This is a genomic window from Nitrosomonas eutropha, assembly GCF_900116685.1.
GTDB classification, from domain to species: Bacteria; Pseudomonadota; Gammaproteobacteria; order Burkholderiales; family Nitrosomonadaceae; genus Nitrosomonas; species Nitrosomonas eutropha_A.
In genome coordinates this window covers 21,510-39,779 of sequence record NZ_FPBL01000001.1, presented here as the reverse complement: position 1 = coordinate 39,779, position 18,270 = coordinate 21,510, and the positions used below count along the sequence as shown (strand labels likewise).

Annotated in this window: 17 protein-coding genes; 9 read left to right on the top strand and 8 right to left on the bottom strand. The window is 47.8% G+C overall.

The features are described 5' to 3' along the window. Window positions 1–9 precede the first annotated feature (9 nt). Window positions 10–789, top strand: a complete 780-nt coding sequence (locus tag BM331_RS00250) for an MlaA family lipoprotein (protein WP_083414637.1) — start codon at window positions 10–12, stop codon at window positions 787–789. 69 nt (window positions 790–858) lie between these two features. On the opposite strand, the gene htpX is transcribed toward BM331_RS00250, so the two are convergent. Further along, on the bottom strand, window positions 859–1,737 hold the full coding sequence (htpX, locus tag BM331_RS00245) for a protease HtpX (protein WP_074925798.1): 879 nt from the start codon (window positions 1,735–1,737) through the stop codon (window positions 859–861). 319 nt (window positions 1,738–2,056) lie between these two features. Here htpX and BM331_RS00240 point away from each other — a divergent pair, with 319 nt between their 5' ends. The 3 genes from BM331_RS00240 (at window position 2,057) to BM331_RS00230 (ending at window position 4,717) form a co-directional block, all read left to right on the top strand. Then, window positions 2,057–3,211: an NAD(P)/FAD-dependent oxidoreductase gene (locus BM331_RS00240; protein WP_074925795.1), complete on the top strand. Its 1,155-nt coding sequence runs from the start codon at window positions 2,057–2,059 to the stop codon at window positions 3,209–3,211. Window positions 3,212–3,444: 233 nt separating this feature from the next. Continuing rightward, the gene (locus tag BM331_RS00235) at window positions 3,445–3,747 is read left to right on the top strand and encodes a YciI family protein (RefSeq protein WP_074925791.1); all 303 of its coding nucleotides are present in this window, start codon (window positions 3,445–3,447) and stop codon (window positions 3,745–3,747) included. Between the two features lie 175 nt (window positions 3,748–3,922). After that, window positions 3,923–4,717: a peptidyl-prolyl cis-trans isomerase gene (locus BM331_RS00230; RefSeq protein WP_074925790.1), complete on the top strand. Its 795-nt coding sequence runs from the start codon at window positions 3,923–3,925 to the stop codon at window positions 4,715–4,717. A gap of 34 nt (window positions 4,718–4,751) precedes the next feature. Here BM331_RS00230 and alr read toward each other — a convergent pair whose 3' ends face one another. Continuing rightward, the gene (alr, locus tag BM331_RS00225; RefSeq protein ID WP_074925787.1) at window positions 4,752–5,837 is read right to left on the bottom strand and encodes an alanine racemase; all 1,086 of its coding nucleotides are present in this window, start codon (window positions 5,835–5,837) and stop codon (window positions 4,752–4,754) included. A gap of 120 nt (window positions 5,838–5,957) precedes the next feature. Then, on the bottom strand, window positions 5,958–7,352 hold the full coding sequence (locus BM331_RS00220; protein WP_074925785.1) for a M16 family metallopeptidase: 1,395 nt from the start codon (window positions 7,350–7,352) through the stop codon (window positions 5,958–5,960). A 105-nt stretch (window positions 7,353–7,457) separates the two neighbouring features. Here BM331_RS00220 and ftsY point away from each other — a divergent pair, with 105 nt between their 5' ends. The 5 genes from ftsY (at window position 7,458) to BM331_RS00195 (ending at window position 12,074) form a co-directional block, all read left to right on the top strand. Further along, window positions 7,458–8,456 (top strand): signal recognition particle-docking protein FtsY, encoded by a 999-nt coding sequence (gene ftsY, locus BM331_RS00215; RefSeq protein ID WP_074926760.1) that lies wholly within the window; start codon window positions 7,458–7,460, stop codon window positions 8,454–8,456. 37 nt (window positions 8,457–8,493) lie between these two features. After that, on the top strand, window positions 8,494–9,147 hold the full coding sequence (locus BM331_RS00210; protein ID WP_074925782.1) for a cell division ATP-binding protein FtsE: 654 nt from the start codon (window positions 8,494–8,496) through the stop codon (window positions 9,145–9,147). Then, the gene (gene ftsX, locus BM331_RS00205) at window positions 9,144–10,064 is read left to right on the top strand and encodes a permease-like cell division protein FtsX (protein ID WP_074925778.1); all 921 of its coding nucleotides are present in this window, start codon (window positions 9,144–9,146) and stop codon (window positions 10,062–10,064) included. Before BM331_RS00210 ends, ftsX begins: the two co-directional genes overlap by 4 nt. A 34-nt stretch (window positions 10,065–10,098) precedes the next feature. After that, the gene (gene ispD / locus BM331_RS00200; RefSeq protein WP_074925776.1) at window positions 10,099–10,806 is read left to right on the top strand and encodes a 2-C-methyl-D-erythritol 4-phosphate cytidylyltransferase; all 708 of its coding nucleotides are present in this window, start codon (window positions 10,099–10,101) and stop codon (window positions 10,804–10,806) included. 338 nt (window positions 10,807–11,144) lie between these two features. Beyond that, a complete protein-coding gene (locus BM331_RS00195; RefSeq protein WP_074925773.1) occupies window positions 11,145–12,074 on the top strand; it encodes a cytochrome-c peroxidase in 930 nt (309 codons plus the stop codon). A gap of 246 nt (window positions 12,075–12,320) precedes the next feature. Here BM331_RS00195 and BM331_RS00190 read toward each other — a convergent pair whose 3' ends face one another. The 5 genes from BM331_RS00190 to BM331_RS00170 all read right to left on the bottom strand — a co-directional run bounded on the left by BM331_RS00190 (window position 12,321) and on the right by BM331_RS00170 (window position 18,251). After that, entirely contained in the window at window positions 12,321–13,145 is an 825-nt protein-coding gene (locus tag BM331_RS00190) for a methane monooxygenase/ammonia monooxygenase subunit C (protein ID WP_074925769.1), read from the bottom strand. A gap of 493 nt (window positions 13,146–13,638) precedes the next feature. Continuing rightward, window positions 13,639–13,881, bottom strand: coding sequence for a sulfurtransferase TusA family protein (locus tag BM331_RS00185; protein ID WP_074925766.1), 243 nt, complete (start codon window positions 13,879–13,881; stop codon window positions 13,639–13,641). Window positions 13,882–13,960: 79 nt separating this feature from the next. Next, window positions 13,961–15,031, bottom strand: a complete 1,071-nt coding sequence (locus BM331_RS00180) for a lipocalin-like domain-containing protein (protein ID WP_074925764.1) — start codon at window positions 15,029–15,031, stop codon at window positions 13,961–13,963. After that, a complete protein-coding gene (locus BM331_RS00175) occupies window positions 15,031–17,580 on the bottom strand; it encodes an ABC transporter permease (RefSeq protein ID WP_074925762.1) in 2,550 nt (849 codons plus the stop codon). Before BM331_RS00175 ends, BM331_RS00180 begins: the two co-directional genes overlap by 1 nt. Next, window positions 17,577–18,251, bottom strand: coding sequence for an ABC transporter ATP-binding protein (locus tag BM331_RS00170; protein WP_074925759.1), 675 nt, complete (start codon window positions 18,249–18,251; stop codon window positions 17,577–17,579). Before BM331_RS00170 ends, BM331_RS00175 begins: the two co-directional genes overlap by 4 nt. Window positions 18,252–18,270 lie beyond the last annotated feature (19 nt).

The window sequence follows — 18,270 nt, the reverse complement described above, 5'->3', positions numbered from 1 at the left end:
TAACAAATTATGGTTGTTTACTCTCTTTATTTCCGAAAATTTTTCGTGATTCTGTCATTAGGCAGTGCACTATCAGGTTGTGCTACCACAGATAATCGGCACGATCCTTTGGAATCCATGAACCGAGCAATATTTTCATTTAATGAAAAGCTTGATGAAATTGTAGTGGAACCTGTTGCCAGGGGATATCAACGGTTCTTACCACCCCCACTCAGAATGATTGTCGGAAACTTCTTTTCTAATCTTGATGATGTTGTCATTGCTGCGAACTCCCTGCTGCAGCTGAAATTTATGGATGCAATGGCGAGCACAACACGTGTGGTGATTAACACAACTTTTGGGATGTTGGGAGCTATTGATCTGGCCAGTGATATCACTCAGGTGAGCGATATTGACATCAATAAGCGCAACGAAGATTTTGGCCAAACACTGGGTTTTTATGGTGTTGGTAGTGGACCCTACCTCGTATTGCCGATACTGGGGCCCAGTACTGTAAGGGATGCAGTTGGACTTGGTGTGGATAGCACATTCATTCATCCTGCACGAGCTATTTATACCGGATTTGATCTACTGACTGTGCGTACGCCTGTTGCTACTATGGAATTTATCGATAGGCGTGAGCAGTTGCTGGATCTGGATAAGACGCTGGAGGAAGCTTCACTGGATAAATACGAGTTTGTACGCGATGCTTATTTACAGAGGCGTGATAGCCTGATTCAAAACAACGGTACTTCATCCGCAGAAGAGTCAGTAGATTTTGATGATGAGGAAATAATCATTGATGATTGAATTCAATCAGATGGTTATTTACATTTTTACCGGAGCCGGTGTAAGGATTCACCAGCTCCGGCTGCTCTATCAGGCAGATTGTAATGCCTGAATACGTTCTTCCAGAGGGGGGTGCGACATGAACAGACGCCCAATCTGGCTCTTTTGTCCAGAGATTCCAAAAGCAGCGATCTTATCCGGCAAATGAGATGGCTCATATTCCTGTTGTAATCGACGTAGTGCGGCAATCATTTTATCTCTTCCGGAAATCTGTGCACTCCCGGCATCTGCGCGGAATTCACGCTGACGACTGAACCACATTACGATAGTCGTGGCGAGTATGCCCAGTACCAGTTGTGCGATAAGGCTGGTAATGAAATAGGCAGGGCCATGTCCCTCTTCCGTTCTGAAGACAGCGCGATCAATTACATGGCCGATGATACGGGAGAGGAAAATCACAAATGTATTCACCACACCCTGAATCAATGCCAACGTTACCATGTCGCCATTGGCAATATGACTGACTTCGTGAGCCAGTACCGCTTCAGCCTCGTCACGACTCATTTTTTGCAGCAATCCTGAGCTGACTGCTACCAATGCATTGTTTCTGTTCATTCCTGTTGCGAATGCATTAATATCAGGTGAATCGTAAATGGCTACTTCAGGCATACCCACGCCGGCTGCTTTGGCCTGCCGGCGGACAGTTTCCACCAGCCAGCCTTCGGTAGAATTTGAAGGGATTTCAATGACCGTGGCCCCCGTCATGTGCTTGGCACTCCATTTGGACATGGCAAGCGAGATGAACGAACCGCCAAATCCTATTACAACCGATAAAACCAGTAGAGCATTAAAATTTAATCCACTGCCTTCAGCATCCAGTATGCGGTCAACACCGAGCAAACGCAGGGTTATACTCAGCATTACCAGTATGGCCAAGTTCGTTACAATAAAAAGAAAAATCCGTTTCATCATCCTCTTCCTTCAGGTTTATTAATACGCGTGTCTGATTTTGAATGTAATAAAAAGTAATCGTTCAAAGCAAACGGATATATGGTGACATATTTCACAACATCAAGTGCCGGGATAAGGTATTTCTATGTGTAATCTAATCCTATATGTCGCTGGAATTTTTGGGGTTGAGGTACAATAAAAAGCTAAGGTACATGCTGGTTGCCGCGTAGTTGCGAAGTCCTGAAAGAGTGGGAATGCTTGTATGAATTCGATTGTTCGCTGGTTTGGGCGAAAAGAGAGGAGATAAATTGATTGTGATCAAACAGGGTATATCAATATGAGTCAATTGCCTGTCGTAGTTATAGGAAGCGGGCTGGCAGGTTATACGGTTGTACGCGAGCTGCGGAGATTGGATTCTGCTGTGCCAATCACTCTCTTATCTGCCGATCATGGTGGTTTTTATTCAAAGCCCATGTTATCCAATGCTTTGGCAACAGGTAAAACACCTGATTCCATTCTGAGCACGAGCTCGGAACAGATGTCCGGACAACTGGGTATCACAGTGCAGCCTTATACGCGCGTCGATACACTTGATGTGGCTGCGAATAATGTTTATTTCGAAAATGGTACACAGCTGACTTATAGCCGGCTCGTATTGGCATTGGGAGCTGATCCGATACGTCTGCCAATACCTGGAAACGGCGCGGATGACATACTATCCATTAATGATCTGGATGATTACCGGAGATTTCGTGAGAGCCTGGAAAATAAGCGTCATGTCGCTATACTGGGCGCCGGCTTGATTGGTTGCGAGTTTGCCAACGATCTTGTGGCAAAAGGCTATCAGGTAAGCATTTTTGACTTGAGTCCACAACCATTAGGTCGGTTGCTTCCTTCCGAAGCCGGACATTTTTTTCGAGAGAAGTTGTCAGCGGCAGGTGTTAAATTTCTGCTCGGTACAACTGTTGAGAAGATAAGCAAGGAGAACGGATACTATCATTTATATTACAAAGGAGGAGGGGTTGTTCAGGCCGACATGGTGCTGTCCGCCATTGGTTTGAAACCACGTACTGATTTAGCTGTAGCAGCAGGAATTCAGATTAATCGTGGAATCGTGGTTGACCGTTATTTGCAGTCCAGTATTCAGAATATCTATGCCTTGGGTGATTGTGCAGAAGTGGCCGGGAGAGTATTACCCTTTATTCTGCCAATTTCGCATGCTGGTCGAGCTCTGGCTGCAACAATTGCCGGTAACCCGACGTTACTGCGCTACCCGGCAATGCCGGTAATGGTCAAAACACCTGCCTGCCCGGCGGTTATCTCGCCTCCCGATCCTGGGGCAGAAGGTGAGTGGAAAATTAAAACTGTTGAGAATGGCATGAAAGCCTTGTATCAGGATGAAGCTGGTAATTTACATGGTTTTGCCTTGCTGGGAACGGCAACAAATGAACGTAATGCCCTGGTTGCCCTTCTGCCGCCTGTCTTGGCTTAGAGCCTGTTCAAGATCTCGATCAAGGGATGCAATGCAAGGCAAAGTTGAACAAGAAAGCAGAGCATACTTGAAGTATTAAGCATTTTGAATTCAATTTCAACGCCGTAATGCGCCCTTCAGTGAGATATTGAACAGGTTCTTGGGAAATTATTAATTGTGGTAATAAAGCTTATATATTCAGATCTGCCACAAAGAACTCTGTGTGAGATTTGTACTGACCAAGAGAAAATAGCATGCTCTATTTAATATACGGTGAAGATGTTCCCGATAGTCTGGCGCAACGGGTAGTTAACCGGCCTGCACATTTGGCGCGAATCCAGGAATTACAGGAACAGGGGAGATTATTATTGGCAGGTCCATGTCCGGCGATTGATAGCGTGGATCCTGGGCCGGCAGGTTTTACCGGAAGCCTGATAGTGGCAGAATTTGCGTCGCTGAATGCCGCTCAGGAATGGGCAGATGCTGATCCATACCTGGTAGCTGGTATTTATGCAAAAGTAGCCGTAAAACCGTTCAGGAAGGTTTTGCCTGAATAAATTGGTGATGATCAGAGATTTTTTCTAGTTTATTCAGGCTTGGATATTTTCAAAAGGAATCTGTGAAAGCTTGTTTATTTTCAAAAAAGAACTTATCTGTGTTTTGTTAAAGTGTATGCTTTTTAGATAATTCAGATAAAATTTGTCAACTACTTTACTATTTAAAGGAAATTTTATGCGCTTAACCAAGTTTCTCTATGTACCACTTGCTGTACTGGGATTTGTATGTACTACGCCCTTAAGTGCCCAGGGCAGTGGTACAGTTGCCAAAGTTAACGGTATGGCGATACCACAATCACGCCTTGACCTGGTGATCAAGGCAGCAACAGCGCAAGGTCAACCCGATTCAGCTGAAATGAGAAATGCTTTGCGCGAAAATCTCATCACGGAAGAAGTATTGACACAAGAAGCAATAAAAAAGGGGCTTGACCGTAATCCGGATGTTGTCACACAGATTGATCTTGCGCGCCAGGGAATATTGATCAGGGCGTATCAGGCTGATTTTATGCGAAACAATCCGGTTAGTGATGATGAATTACGCAAGGAATATGAATCAGTAAAATCACAGATGGGTGATAAAGAATACAAAGCGCGCCATATTCTTGTGGAAACCGAGCAGGAAGCCAAGGATCTGGTTGCTTCACTGAAAAAAGGTGGTGTGTTTGAGAAACTGGCTAGCGAGCGCTCCATTGATACCGGCAGCAAGAGTAATGGTGGAGAGCTGGGTTGGAGCTCGTCGGCAGTTTATGTTAAACCTTTTTCTGATGCATTGACCAAACTGAAAAAAGGCGAAACAACCAGTCAGCCAGTACAAACTCCCTTTGGCTGGCATGTAATTCGTCTGGATGATGTGCGTACTGCTGTTCCACCTTCCTTTGACGAAGTCAAACAAAATATGCAGCAACGAGTATTACAGCGCAAGTTTGCAGCGGTGGTTGAATCGTTGCGTAAAAATGCCAAAGTTGAATAATCAGGGATCAATAGAAATAGAAAATCTGTAACCATCAGCTTATACTAATGGTTGGTACTCTGGGAGAGAGTGCTGTCAGAAGCTCGTAACTGATAGTTTGTGCTGATTTTGCAACTTCTTCTACCGGTAATCCTTCTCCCCAGAGGGTTACCGGGCTTCCCACCCCCGCTTCGCTAATCCCATTCAGATCGACAGTTAGCATATCCATTGAAATGCGCCCGACCAACCGTGTGCGCTGGCCATTAACCAATACCGGGGTTCCGGTAGGTGCATGACGTGGGTATCCATCTGCATAACCGGCTGCAACAACTCCGATACGCATTGGCTGATCTGCGATAAACTGCCCGCCGTAGCCCACTCTGTCTGATGGGTCAAGCTGTTGTACAGCGATGATCTGGCTGGTTAGTGTCATGACAGGCCGTAATCCCAGTTCAATACCTGTTTTGTCCGGCAGGGGCGATGCACCGTAGAGGACTATACCAGGGCGTACCCAGTTCGCATGTGTTCCGGGATAACGTAAAATTGCTGCGGAATTAGCCAGCGTTTGGGGTAGATTATTTTCTTTTACATCGTGAAGTGCTGCAAACTGATCCAGTTGCTGATTAACTTGATCTGCTTCCAGAGCGTCATCCGCACAGGAAAAATGTGTCATCAGTGTAATGCTGGCATCTGAACGCCATTGCCTGATTCTGTTCAATACGGAACTTTCTTCTTCAGGCCTGAAACCAAGGCGATTCATGCCGGTATTGATCTTGAGGTAGATATCCGGTTTTCCTGTCTTTCTGTGTGCCAGCAGTAGTGATAGCTGCTCATGACTGTGAATAACCGTACTTAGCTGATAATGATCCATTATCTCCAGCTCTTCTGCCGAGAAAAATCCTTCCAGAAGTAAAACCGGTTGATTAAATCCAGCTTCTCTTAGCTGGATCGCTGCTTCCAGTTCAAGTACTGCAAATCCATCCACTGTATTTAGTGCCTGTGTGGTACGGAGTAAACCGTGGCCGTAGGCATCGGCTTTGACAACAGCCATGATGCGAGCCTGGCGAGTGTGGCTGCGGACAACAGAAAGGTTGTGCTGTAAAGCAGTACAGTCAATGAGAGCGCGAATCGGGCGATGCATTTGACAATTAAGGGAGTCGAAAAAGAATCAACAGTTTACAGATGGTGCAGCCCTGGAAATAATAATGAGTAACTGCTAACACGGCTACCTTTCCTTTGTCTTTCGAGAAGATAGGCAAGGTTAGTGTTTCAGTTCAATATTGTTGTTCCGGGGAGAAGAAGTTTCCGATAAAGGCTGCGGATCCAGCACGGCCACAGTTAGCGAATCATCTATCAGATACTTCTCAGCGACATTCCTGACTTGCTCTGCCGTAACTGCCTGCAACTGTTCCAGAATAATATCTGCATCCCGGTGGGATAGTCCGATGCTTTCCAGTCTGCCGATCTGCATCGCCTGCGCAAAAGTGGAGTCAAGCTGATAAGTACGACTTGCTACTACCTGTGCCTTAACACGAGCAAGTTCTTCCTGAGTGATTCCGGACTGTATAATTTTGTCGATTTCAGCACGTATCGACTGTTCCAGCTCATCTACTGTTCTGCCTTCGCTGGGAGTCCCATCAATATAAAAAGTACCAGGGCCACGCTCAATAGCGCTATAGCCGGCATCAGCCGAGATGGCAATACGTGTTTCGCGTACCAAGGTTTTATTAAGTCTTGCTGCAGCGTTGCCATCCAGTATTTCAGCCAGAATAGTCAGCGCGTAGGGCTCCCAGTCATTTTTGGGATCTTTGAGTACAGGAGCTTTGTATCCCATGATCAGATGCGGGAGTTTTGCAGGTGCCTTTACTACCAGTCGCTTGATTCCCATTTGAGGTGGTTCAATTTGTGGCTTGCGTTCAGACAGCGATGGAACTTTACCAGCGCTGAATCTTCCGTAATATTTTTTTGCCAGTGCGAGCACGCTTTCCGGATCAACATCTCCTACCACCACCAGTACCGCATTATTGGGCGCATACCAGCGCTTATACCAATCCCGCGCATCACTTACCTGCATATGTTCCAGATCATTCATCCAACCAATAATTGGGCGACGATAGGGGTGTGCCTGAAAGGCTGTCGCCATTAGTTTTTCGTACAGTAATGCGTGTGCCTGATCATCCGTGCGCAGCCTTCTTTCTTCCATTACAACCTGTATTTCCTTGGAAAATTCTTCTTGTGTCAGCTGCAGATTGTGCATGCGGTCGGATTCAAGTTCCATTGCCATTGGCAAGTGGCGCTGGTGCAGCTGCTGATAATAAGCAGTGTAGTCACTACTGGTAAAAGCATTCTCCTTGCCGCCGACGGCCGCAATTCTTCTGGAAAATTCACCGGTAGGCACACTGTCAGTTCCCTTGAACATCATGTGTTCCAGTGCATGTGCCACGCCGGTTGTCCCGTTGACTTCATCCATACTGCCGGCCTTGTACCAGACCTGCTGAATGACCACTGGCGAACGATGATCTTCTTTGATAACCAGTTTAAGACCATTATCAAACAGATATTCGTGTGGGTTGGCTGAAACTGATAGTGGTGATACCAATACCAATGTAACGCAAAGAAGAATAATGAGATGACTGGGGCAAAAACTGGTTTTCATATTGTACTGAAAGTTGAACTGGCCTGGGGCGAGTGACCGACATTACCCCGGCAATTGGTTGATGGTATGATGTTTGTTTCCACGAAACAGAAACAGCCTACCAGAATGTTTAGCATTTTTAAATCCAAAAAGAACTCTGACGAAAAAAATCCTGCTCAGATTGAAGCTGAGTCAGTCAGTTTCGCCGACAAGATCAGGCAGGGTCTGACACGCACACGACAGCAGCTTGGCAAGCAGTTGTCCGGGTTGTTTGGTGGCAGGAAAATCGATGAAGACCTGTATGAGGAGCTTGAGACAGCTTTATTGACAGCAGATACTGGAATCGAGGCAACAAACCGGTTGCTGGAATCACTGCGTACCCGTGTCAAGCGTGATGCACTGGATGATTCTGAACAACTTAAAACAGCTTTACAGGATGCGCTGACTGAATTGCTACAGCCGTTGGAGCGACCACTGGTTACAACCGGGCATCAACCTTTTGTGATCATGATTGCTGGTGTAAACGGTGTTGGTAAAACTACCACCATCGGTAAGCTTGCTCATTATTTCCAGTCGCAGGGACATTCGGTGTTGCTGGCGGCTGGTGATACTTTTCGTGCGGCAGCACAGGAGCAGCTTAAAGTATGGGGCGAGCGCAACCAGATCACGGTTATTTCCCAGGAAAGCGATCCAGGCAAAAAAGGTGATCCGGCTGCTGTGATTTTCGATGCGGTCAATGCAGCCATTGCAAGAAAAATAGATATCGTTCTGGCTGATACCGCCGGGCGCCTGACTACTCAGCTCCATTTGATGGAAGAGATCAAAAAAATCAAGCGCGTCGTTGCCAAGGCCATACCTGATGCACCACACGAGGTACTGCTGGTGCTGGATGCGAATACTGGTCAGAACGCTGTCAGCCAGCTAAAAGCCTTTAATGATGCTCTGGGCGTTACCGGGCTGGTCATGACCAAGCTGGATGGAACTGCCAAGGGTGGCGTAATTGCTGCCATCGCTGCACAATTTGCCGATAATCCGCTCGCTTTACGTTTTATCGGAGTGGGGGAAGGGTTGGATGATTTAAGGCCTTTTAATGCCCGGGAATTTGCAGAAGCACTGTTCGATTAATATCCTCTGTTTTATTTGAGTGCCCGGTATGGCCGCAATGATCAGCCTCAATAATGTCAGCAAGTTTTATCCGGGAGGGTATGAGGCACTTAAAAGCATTACCCTGTCGATTAGTCAGGGAGAGCTGATTTTCTTTTCCGGGCACTCTGGTGCTGGTAAAAGTACGCTACTGAAGTTGATGACAGCGATAGAACGCCCAACTTCCGGGAGTATCGTGGTGGGGCAGCAAAATATTGATTCACTCAGACGAAGTGCCATTCCTTACTTGCGCCGGAATATAGGAATGATCTTTCAGGAACAAAAAATCCTGTATGACCGTAATGTTTTTGCCAACGTCATGTTGCCATTGCAGGTGACGGCCTTTGATACGAGAGCCAGTGCTTCGCGTGTGCGTGCGGCATTAGATAAAGTTGGTTTGCTAAATAAGGAGAAGGCCGACCCGGTTACTTTGTCGGGGGGGGAGAAACAGCGGCTGTGCATTGCGCGCGCTGTTGTCCATCGCCCAACCATTTTGATCGCAGATGAACCTACTGCCAATCTTGATAGCGGCTATGCGCGAGACATCATGGCTGTTTTCGAATCGTTCAATCAGGTGGGTGTTACCGTTCTTATCTCGACACACGACAGGATACTGCTTGATATGACACAACATCGTGTACTTGAGCTGCGCCACGGAAAGCTGGTCGCATGAGCAGCTGGCTGTCCCAACATGGATATGCGCTGTTACGCGCACTCAGACAACTTGCGGCTGCTCCTGTTACCAGTCTGCTGAGTATCATCGTTTTCAGTATTGTTCTGAGCTTGCCCACGGGTATTTTTATACTGCTGGAAAACTTGCGTGAGATATCAGGGCAGGCAACAGACACGCAACAAATGACCATTATGCTGGATACGGCAGCCAGCCAGGCCGATGTTGAGCTGATCAATGCTCGGCTGGAAAAGATGCCCACAATTGAAGGCTTTCAGTTTATTTCAAAGGAAATTGCGTTACAGGAACTACAGCAGGAAAGTGGGATGGCGGAGGTGATGCATAATCTCGGGCAAAATCCATTGCCTGATGTGTTTGTAATCAATCTTGGGCATATATCTGCCAATGAAATAGAAAAAATACAAGCCATGGTACAGATCTGGCCCAGAGTAGCGCATGTATTGGTAGATACCGACTGGGCCAGAAAACTGGATGCCATGCTTGATGTGGGAAGACTGGTCGTCATTATGCTGGCATCACTGTTCGGCGTAGCGCTTGTGATCGTTATATTCAATACTATCCGTCTGCAAATATTGACGCGGCATGATGAGATTGAGCTATCCAAACTGATTGGTGCCACGGATAGCTATATCCGCCGGCCATTTCTCTATTTCGGTGCACTACAGGGGGCGGCGGGCGCAGCGCTGGCCTGGTTGCTGCTTTATTTTGCAATCCTCAAACTGAATGAAGCTCTGTCTGAACTGGCCCGGTTATATGCCACTACATTTACGCTCAATCATCTTTCCTGGCGGGATAGTCTGATTCTGCTGCTATTCTCCGGTGCACTAGGGTGGATTGGGGCGCGCTGGTCAGTCGCCCGGCATCTGTCACAAATCGACCATGACAGCACCATTTCCTGATTGCCTGGACTATTTTCATACATGATTTTCTCTTATGGCTGAGTTTATAGCGTTGATCCCGGCAGCTGGCTCCGGTTCACGTATGGGGGAAGATATTCCCAAGCAGTATCGGCCACTGGTAGGTAAACCTATGATTTACCACGCACTGCGCACCCTGTGCAGCGTTACCCGTATTTCCACAGTCTGTGTGGTGCTGGCACCTGATGATACTGAATGGGTGCGGCATGATTGGGATGAGTTTACTGGCAAGATCCGGATATTTAACTGCGGCGGGGCAACTCGTGCGGAAAGTGTTACTAACGGACTGAAGGAATTGCGTGCTGCAAATTATGCACAGGATCGGGACTGGATACTGGTGCACGATGCAGCGCGCCCGGGATTAAGTACAACCCTGGTTGAGCAGTTACTTGACCAGCTTGCAGATGACGAAGTCGGTGGTTTGTTGGCAGTGCCGCTGGCAGATACGTTAAAGCACATGAATGATACCGGTCGGGTAATGCGTACTGAATCGAGAAAACGGCTATGGCAGGCACAGACACCGCAAATGTTTCGCACGAAGCTGCTGCTTGAAGCACTGGAAAAGGCCCCAACGGGTATTACGGATGATGCTAGTGCAGTAGAAGCATTGGGATTCTCTCCCAAGTTAGTAGTAGGAAATGCTTATAACTTTAAAGTGACTTACCCGCAGGATCTGAAACTGGCTGAGCTGATCCTGCGAGAACGTGCCACAACCCAAAATTAATTCCGGGCTGCGTTTGACATACTGGTGAAACGTTGTATCAACAGGTCTGAACACCTCTCCTCTCAGAACCTGTTCAAGGTCTAGATCAAGGGATGCAGTGCGAGGCAAAATTGAACGAGAAAGCGGAGCATACTTGAAGTATGTGAGCATTTTGAGTTCAATTTAAACGCCGTAATGCGTCCTTCAGTGAGATATTGAACAGGTTCTTATAAAATATTGACTTCCTGTTTTAGTCAACTACTCTATAAACAACCCTTGGAATTTCCCGCGATCAGTCTCATGAAAAGAGTTATTGCGCGAAATTGGTCAAGGTGTTTATGTAAATTTCCGGAGATTTTATGCAAATAATATTCTTATTGCTGGCATTAGTGGCAAGCTCTTATAGCTACGCGCAAAACTATATACAGAGTTTTGAGCCGTTGCCCGCTTCGATTATTGATGAAACAAAAAATGCCGCTTTGATTGCATTAGGCAAGAAATTGTATCTCGACCCGCGACTTTCAATTAATGACACTATTTCCTGCAGCTCCTGCCATCAATTGGATAATTTTGGTGTTGATAGCCAACCGACCTCGCTGGGGTATGATGGCAGACGTGGTAGTAGAAATGCCCCGACCACGTTCAATGCTGCGCTGCATATGGCTCAGTTCTGGGATGGACGCGCCAGAGATGTTGAAGAACAGGCGCTTGGCCCGATCTTGAATCCGATAGAAATGGGGATGCCTGATGAAGAAGCTGTAGTTAGCAAGCTAAAAAAAATAGATGAATACCAGACTATGTTTGCCGATGCTTTCAAGGGTGAAAAAGATCCTATTCAGTACAAGAACATTGGCAGGGCAATTGGTGCTTTCGAGCGCACACTCATCACGCCTTCGCGCTTTGACGATTTTCTCAGAGGTGACGAGAATGCTTTAAGTGCCGCCGAGAAACGAGGATTGAAGAAATTTGTTCGTATGGGATGTTCCAATTGTCATCACGGTATTGCCATTGGTGGCAACTCATACAAGAAAATTGGCTTGTTTGAGCCGTATGCAACCAGTGATCTTGGTAGGTATGAAGTTACCGGTCTGGAAGCGGATAAAAAGGTATTCAAGGTGCCTGGCTTGAGAAATATTGCTAAAACTGGCCCTTATTTCCATGATGGTTCTGTTGCCACACTGGATGAAGCTATCAAAAAAATGGCCAGATATCAGTTGGGCCGTGATGTTGGTTCGGGTTTTGTCGAAGATGTAAAAGCTTTTTTGGGTTCACTTACCAGTAAACAATAGTCTGATCTGCTGTTTGGTGTGAATGAGTGAGACTTTGCAGGGAAAAGTTTATATGTAATGTAACAGAGCGGCTACAGGCAGTAATAATTACTGTCTGTAGCCAATTCCGTAGAAATTTCTGATTACCAGGCAAGTGCCGTGTGGTAATTGATGCCAGTGCTAGCAGCATCATGTTTCAGTAATCAGGGAAGGATAACATTCAGGCCTGGCCCCCTAAAATAATCCGGGGGCCGTAAATTTACCTGATTAAGGAGCGGTTACGACATCGTCCAGTATGGCTCTGTCTTGTTTATTCCACTCCACGTCAAGCAAGTTGGAAAAGCGAGCTATGATCTGTACGGCAAGCCCACCCTGGAACAGGGCAGCCCAAGCCAGAATCACGAAGCCCCAGTGCAGCGGTGCGCTGAAGAGTTCTTCCATGAACCAGAAGGCGTGTCCCCACTCGTTCAGGCCAACGTTAGGCAGACTCATCAACGGTCCTGCTACGGTCATGATCAGAGGGAATGACCACCCTTTGTTGTACAGCGGCAACCGGGTATTGGCATAAATAATCATCGACACTCCCATGATGATGTATACCGGGAATGAACCATAAAACAGAGGAATATGGCTAGGAGTAAAACTCGTATCCCTGATAATCACCTGGTGCCATGAAGCATCCTGCTCGGTAAAGAAGCTTGATCCCCAGTAAACTGCAAATATATAGACCCCAAGCCACATCAGGAAATAGAAATACCGCTTTATTTCCTGCTTTGGAGTCAGACTGGCGAGCTGTTCCGCAGTATTGCGGGTTTTATATAACCATCCCCACACGAAGAGTGCTATAAGAGGCAGAGCGACCATCTGAGCACGCCACAAGCCCATCCAGATCCGGTCAAATTCCGGCTCCATCGAGTCCATGCCGTGAGAATAGGCGTATGTACGCTGGAAATAAACCCACATCACAGCCACAGCTAAGATAGGCAGCAGCCCGAATTTATAGTACTTGCCATCAAACCACTCAGATTTATCATAAGTTGGTTGATCAGCAACCTGCTGTGCAGCTTTGTCTTTCAATACATTTGTAGCCATAAAACTACTCCTTTTCGCGAAAATTGGAGTTTCCGTGGAAGCTCCTGATAAAAGTCAGTTACCAGTCTGGTTTCAGAGTGAAATCTGATTTAGGACAATTCCGGGTTGTCAAGAAAACCTCGGTTAATCTAGTCAACCTCATACAACACCCGGATTTCAAAGCTTTCATGGCGAGCACCTCCTCTGTTTTAGTATAAAAAACACCTGTTTTCAGGTACTTGTAAGAGTGTATATATAGGATAAAGTTCAACAACAAAACGCATGACATATATCATATAAATTTTCTGTTTATTTTCAATATGTTTGCGTACGTCGCTGTAAGTATAGCCGGTTACGGGAGGGAAGAGAAGAGAGATTGAAGCCTTGCTTTGCTTGTGCAAACTTCGGGTCGCAGTAGCAGTATCGCGGTTCGCAAAGCCTTTTGTGATAGACAGATCAGGCAGGCATGATAGAAGTTGTTACTCGGAGCAAATATATATGCTGGTTTTCAATGCTATCTTTTTTTTAGATAGAACAGATATTCACCCGTAGCTTCAGATGAAGACAGCAACTCATGCCCTGTCTGATCGGCAAATACCTGAAAATCAATCATTGCGCCCGGGTCTGTTGCCATGATTTTGAGCACCTGCCCATGTGCCATTTCAGACAGGAATTTTTTTGTGCGGAGAATGGGTAACGGACAAACGAGTCCACGCACATCCAGCTCCTTGTCAAAGGATTCATTATCCAGATTCATATTGTTATCGCCTTGATCGGTAAATGAGTAAATCTTACCGGTTTGTAATGCTTGAGAATACCCAATCTGTGTGTTGTTGTTACATCGTTAATGGCTGTACATAACCAGTCAGTTCCATGTAACCTCGCCCGGCCGGTTTGCCATCACGTGTAAGCGTGATAGCACCTTCCCAGTAGACAGCGCGGGTGGAATCGCGCGAATCCAGCTCCTGATCATCCATTAAAGGAGTAATCTGCCATTCGATCTTATCTGTTCTAATACGAGTAGCAACCGGGTAAACAGCCTGCGTGTGGGTAGAGCGCCAGGTACGGACCGGGTGAAAACTGACTTGCTCAGGCGTGAAAAATTGCACGCGACCAGAAGCATCGCGTAGCGCAGCGTATGCCCAGATTTTACTGCCATCTTTCCCGCGTATCTGAAAAGCCATTAATGCAGAACCATCATTGAGGTTCGCGCTGACCCAGTCCCAGCCTGCTGCATCCGGATCGAGATACTCACTCGACCATTCACGATCGAGCCAGGCTGTTCCGGTGACAGACATATCCTTCCCCTGGCGACTGATTGTTCCATTTACCTGTAAATGCGGCTCGCTGTAGTAATAACTGGCCTGTGCTGTTTTTGGCCCTTTGCGCGAGAAACCATTTTCACCCTGCAACATTAAGGGTTGTGAAGGTGTAAATGATAATTTCATGGTGAAATCATCTGCCTTGATGTTAGTCTGGTAGTCGCCATCCGCTGTGCGTAGAAAGGTCCAGTCATCCAGTTTTACATCGGCATTGCCGGTTCGGGCATATGCCAGATTGAATCCTGAACGGGCGATTCTTTGGTCGTGCTGTAGCCTGCCGATTGCAGGATCGGATAGTGCTGCATGTGCGATGATTAGTTGGTGGGGAGCAAAATGGCTGGGATTATCCCTGTCAGTTTGGGTAGTTAAACGGAAAAACGTAACCTGGAAGCCTAGCGGATCACCTGTTGGTGTTTCCAGCCAGCCGGTCACATACCACCACTCGATCCGGAAATCAGGATGAGCGCCATGATCATCCGGGAATTCAAATATTTTACCGGGTACAACAGGAGCCAATACAGGTGGAGCCGAAAGCAGGGAGCTCTGAAAAATCAGCCAGCCTAATAATATCCATAAGTAACGCATTACCAATCCTCCCTAACTGCCCGGATGACATTGCCAGACGCTGCGCGGCGGCTAGCCACCGACGCTGTCAATGTCGCGGCCCCCAGTACTGCCAATGCCATCAGTACCAGCCATGCCCAAGGCACGTACAGTTGCATGGTCCAGTGAAAAGATTGCGGGTTGACAATAAAAATAAGAATCAGACTAATACCTGTGCCTAGCAAAAATCCAGTGATAATACCGAATCCAGCCAGCAATCCGCCTTCCAGCGTCAGCATGCGCTGAATCTGTCGCCTGCTGAGCCCGATATGGCGCAACATGCCGAATTCTCTGATCCGGGTCAGCGTTTGTGCCGAGAAGCTGGCCGCTACGCCCATTAACCCTACACCAATTGCGACCAGCTCCAGCAGATAGGTTACTGCAAAGCTGCGGTCAAACTGTTTCAAGGCAACTGCACGCACCCGGCCGGTTTCCATGATTTCTAGCGTATCTCCAAACGGCAGCGCCTTTAGTGCTGATATCGCTGTGTGAATAGTTGCTCCAGGTTTTATCCATAGCGCTGCATCGCTGACATGATCATCTCCGGTCAGCTTGCGATAATCAGATAATTCCATCTGAATCGCGCCGAAGATACGTCCGTAATCCCGCCACACCCCGGCAACGATGAACAATTGCGAAGGGTCGGCAAAAGGCAGTGTGACCTGCTTGCCGATTTTAAATCCATACAGATCAACCATTGCTTCCGATACCCAGATCGGTACCGTATCAGGGGAAATCTCCCCGGGGGATAGCGCGTTTTCTGTCAATGGGACTATCAATCCGGGGTCATTGCGATCAATCGGGCGTGCCAGCAGCGTGATGTTAGGCCTGGTTGGATCCAGAGTAACCGGTATCGAACGGATAAAATCAATGCGTGCAATATCTGGCAGAGAAGTAATAGTCTGCTGTTCATCAGTTGTCAGGCCGCGCATATCCTGATGAATGATGGGGTGCAGATAAAGATCAGCGGGCAATACTTGTGCAAGCCAGTTATCTACCGATACGCGGAAACTGGTTACCATAATCGCCATAGCCACCATTAAGCTGAAGCTGACCAGTACACCACCCAGCGCAATGGCTGCCAGGCCGGAAGCATTTGAAAGCCGGGTGACTGCCAGCATATACAAAATGTTTGATTTACTTGGATTGAGTGCGCGTAACAGAGTGGAGAAAAGTAATCCGCATAAATATGGCAATGCAGCCATACTGCCAATCAGCAACAGGACGATGGCCAGGTAGCCAAACACAGGCAGATCATACACTGGTGGCAATCCGGCAAAAATAATACCCGTCAGCAGGCAGACAGCAGCCAGCCGGGGTGCACGTAGTGCTGCCAGTACAGTGTATTCACTGCCAGACTTGAGTGCGGGCGCCGGATGTGTGTGTGCTGCTTCCCATGCAGGCAACAGGCTGCCCAGTACAGTAACGCCGGTTCCCAGTAAAAAATAAAATATGGCAGCCAGTGGATCGAAATGTAACTGCGGTTCCAGTCCCGGAAAAAAACCGGCTCCCAAGTCTGCGCCAAGATGACGAAGCGCCATCGCCGCCAGCAAATATCCCAGTGCCAGCCCCAGCAGCGATCCCAGTACACCAAGTAATCCACTCTCCAGCAGAAGCTGGCGCAGAAGCTGACGACGGGTCATGCCCAGCACACGCAATAGAGCAAGCTGTGATCGCCGTCGGATGGTAGAGAGAACCTGACTGGAGAAAATCAGAAACGCGCCAGTAAACAGTGCCACCAGCGCCAGAATATTCAGGTTGACGCGGTAGGCGCGTGACATATTGTGCGCGCGTGTATCATCGTCCTGACTTTCAGTCAGTAAATAGGAAGCTCCCAGCTCCTTACCCAGCATTTCCCGAAATGCAGTGTGATTAACACCCTGCTGCAGTTTCAGCTCAATGCGCGAAAGCTGGCCGATTTGGTCAAAGCGCCACTGTGCTGCACCGATATCCATGACGGCAATGCGCTGACCGGCATGTGCTCGCGCCAGTCCACCGGCCACGCGCAACGTAATCTGCTCTGTTCCCATGCTTACCGTGATCGAATCTCCCTGTTTAACTGCAAGCCACTCCATTGCTGCGGGAGACAGAAAAACAGCATCATCGGCCAACATGTCCATTGGCTTATCCTCTGCTGGTACACCCAGCAGATCAGGTGTGATACTAATTGCACGAAACATATCCAGCCCCAGAATCTTGAGAACCGGGTTATGCACAGCTTTTGCCTTGGCCGGTATGCCGACAGTGATTTCCAGCACCGGGTTGGCCCGCGCTACGCCCTCATGCTGACTGAGCATGGGATAAAGTGTTTCATCGAACGTGGATCGGAGGGCACGCACCGTCAAATCAGATGTCCCGGAAAGACTGCGGGTGGCAGCGGAGAATTCACTGACAGCCGCTGTATTGATCAGATGAATGGTGAATCCCAGTGCCACCCCGAACATAATCGCCAGCACGGCCACGATGGATTGCAGACGGTGTGAGCGCCATTCACCCTGTAACAGCCAGCGAGTGAGTAATGGCGGGCTCATTTCCGGTTTTCCAGAGAAATCGGCGTCAGGCCATGCCTGTCCAGTACCAGGATTCTGTCTGCTGTTTCGGCTGCGAGGCGAGAATGCGTAACAATAATGGCGGAAGCTTGGTTCGCCTTGATTTCGGAACGAATCAATTGCAGGATTTCCCGGGAAGTATCCTGATCGAGATTGCCGGTGGGCTCATCCGCCAGAATCAGGCGCGGGCGATGTACCAGTGCGCGGGCAATTGCGACCCGCTGTAGTTCCCCTCCCGATAGTTGATGAGGAAAATCCTGCTCCCTTCCCTGCAAACCCACTGCTGCCAGCATAGCTGGTGCGCGATCAAGTGAAAGATGATTGAGCAGCAGTGGCAGAGAGACATTTTGCAGCAATGTCAGATGGGGCAGTACATGAAACGCCTGGAAGATAAATCCCAGATATTTGCGTCGCAGGATTGTCGCCGCTTCATCTTCCACCGGCAGGATCTTGCTATCAATTTTGATTTCGCCGCTATCGGGACTATCCAGCCCGGCAATCAGGTTCAATAAAGTCGATTTTCCCACCCCGGAATCACCCATGATGGCGACATATTCTCCAGCGGCAAGGCTGTAGGATAAACCGGATAACACCTGTCGATCCGAGTAGGATTTGCTGATATCGCTTAATTCCAGAACGGGTGTATGGCTCATAGCAGATATTGTATAGTTA

Coding starts and splice junctions, on each gene's coding strand:
- BM331_RS00250 (WP_083414637.1), top strand. CDS start 10: ATGGTTGTTTACTCTCTTTATTTCCGAAAATTTTTCGTGATTCTGTCA.
- htpX (WP_074925798.1), bottom strand. CDS start 1,737: ATGAAACGGATTTTTCTTTTTATTGTAACGAACTTGGCCATACTGGTA.
- BM331_RS00210 (WP_074925782.1), top strand. CDS start 8,494: ATGATCAGCCTCAATAATGTCAGCAAGTTTTATCCGGGAGGGTATGAG.
- BM331_RS00180 (WP_074925764.1), bottom strand. CDS start 15,031: ATGCGTTACTTATGGATATTATTAGGCTGGCTGATTTTTCAGAGCTCC.
- BM331_RS00240 (WP_074925795.1), top strand. CDS start 2,057: ATGAGTCAATTGCCTGTCGTAGTTATAGGAAGCGGGCTGGCAGGTTAT.
- BM331_RS00175 (WP_074925762.1), bottom strand. CDS start 17,580: ATGAGCCCGCCATTACTCACTCGCTGGCTGTTACAGGGTGAATGGCGC.
- BM331_RS00190 (WP_074925769.1), bottom strand. CDS start 13,145: ATGGCTACAAATGTATTGAAAGACAAAGCTGCACAGCAGGTTGCTGAT.
- BM331_RS00170 (WP_074925759.1), bottom strand. CDS start 18,251: ATGAGCCATACACCCGTTCTGGAATTAAGCGATATCAGCAAATCCTAC.
- ftsY (WP_074926760.1), top strand. CDS start 7,458: ATGTTTAGCATTTTTAAATCCAAAAAGAACTCTGACGAAAAAAATCCT.
- BM331_RS00185 (WP_074925766.1), bottom strand. CDS start 13,881: ATGAATCTGGATAATGAATCCTTTGACAAGGAGCTGGATGTGCGTGGA.
- alr (WP_074925787.1), bottom strand. CDS start 5,837: ATGCATCGCCCGATTCGCGCTCTCATTGACTGTACTGCTTTACAGCAC.
- BM331_RS00220 (WP_074925785.1), bottom strand. CDS start 7,352: ATGAAAACCAGTTTTTGCCCCAGTCATCTCATTATTCTTCTTTGCGTT.
- BM331_RS00230 (WP_074925790.1), top strand. CDS start 3,923: ATGCGCTTAACCAAGTTTCTCTATGTACCACTTGCTGTACTGGGATTT.
- ispD (WP_074925776.1), top strand. CDS start 10,099: ATGGCTGAGTTTATAGCGTTGATCCCGGCAGCTGGCTCCGGTTCACGT.
- ftsX (WP_074925778.1), top strand. CDS start 9,144: ATGAGCAGCTGGCTGTCCCAACATGGATATGCGCTGTTACGCGCACTC.
- BM331_RS00195 (WP_074925773.1), top strand. CDS start 11,145: ATGCAAATAATATTCTTATTGCTGGCATTAGTGGCAAGCTCTTATAGC.
- BM331_RS00235 (WP_074925791.1), top strand. CDS start 3,445: ATGCTCTATTTAATATACGGTGAAGATGTTCCCGATAGTCTGGCGCAA.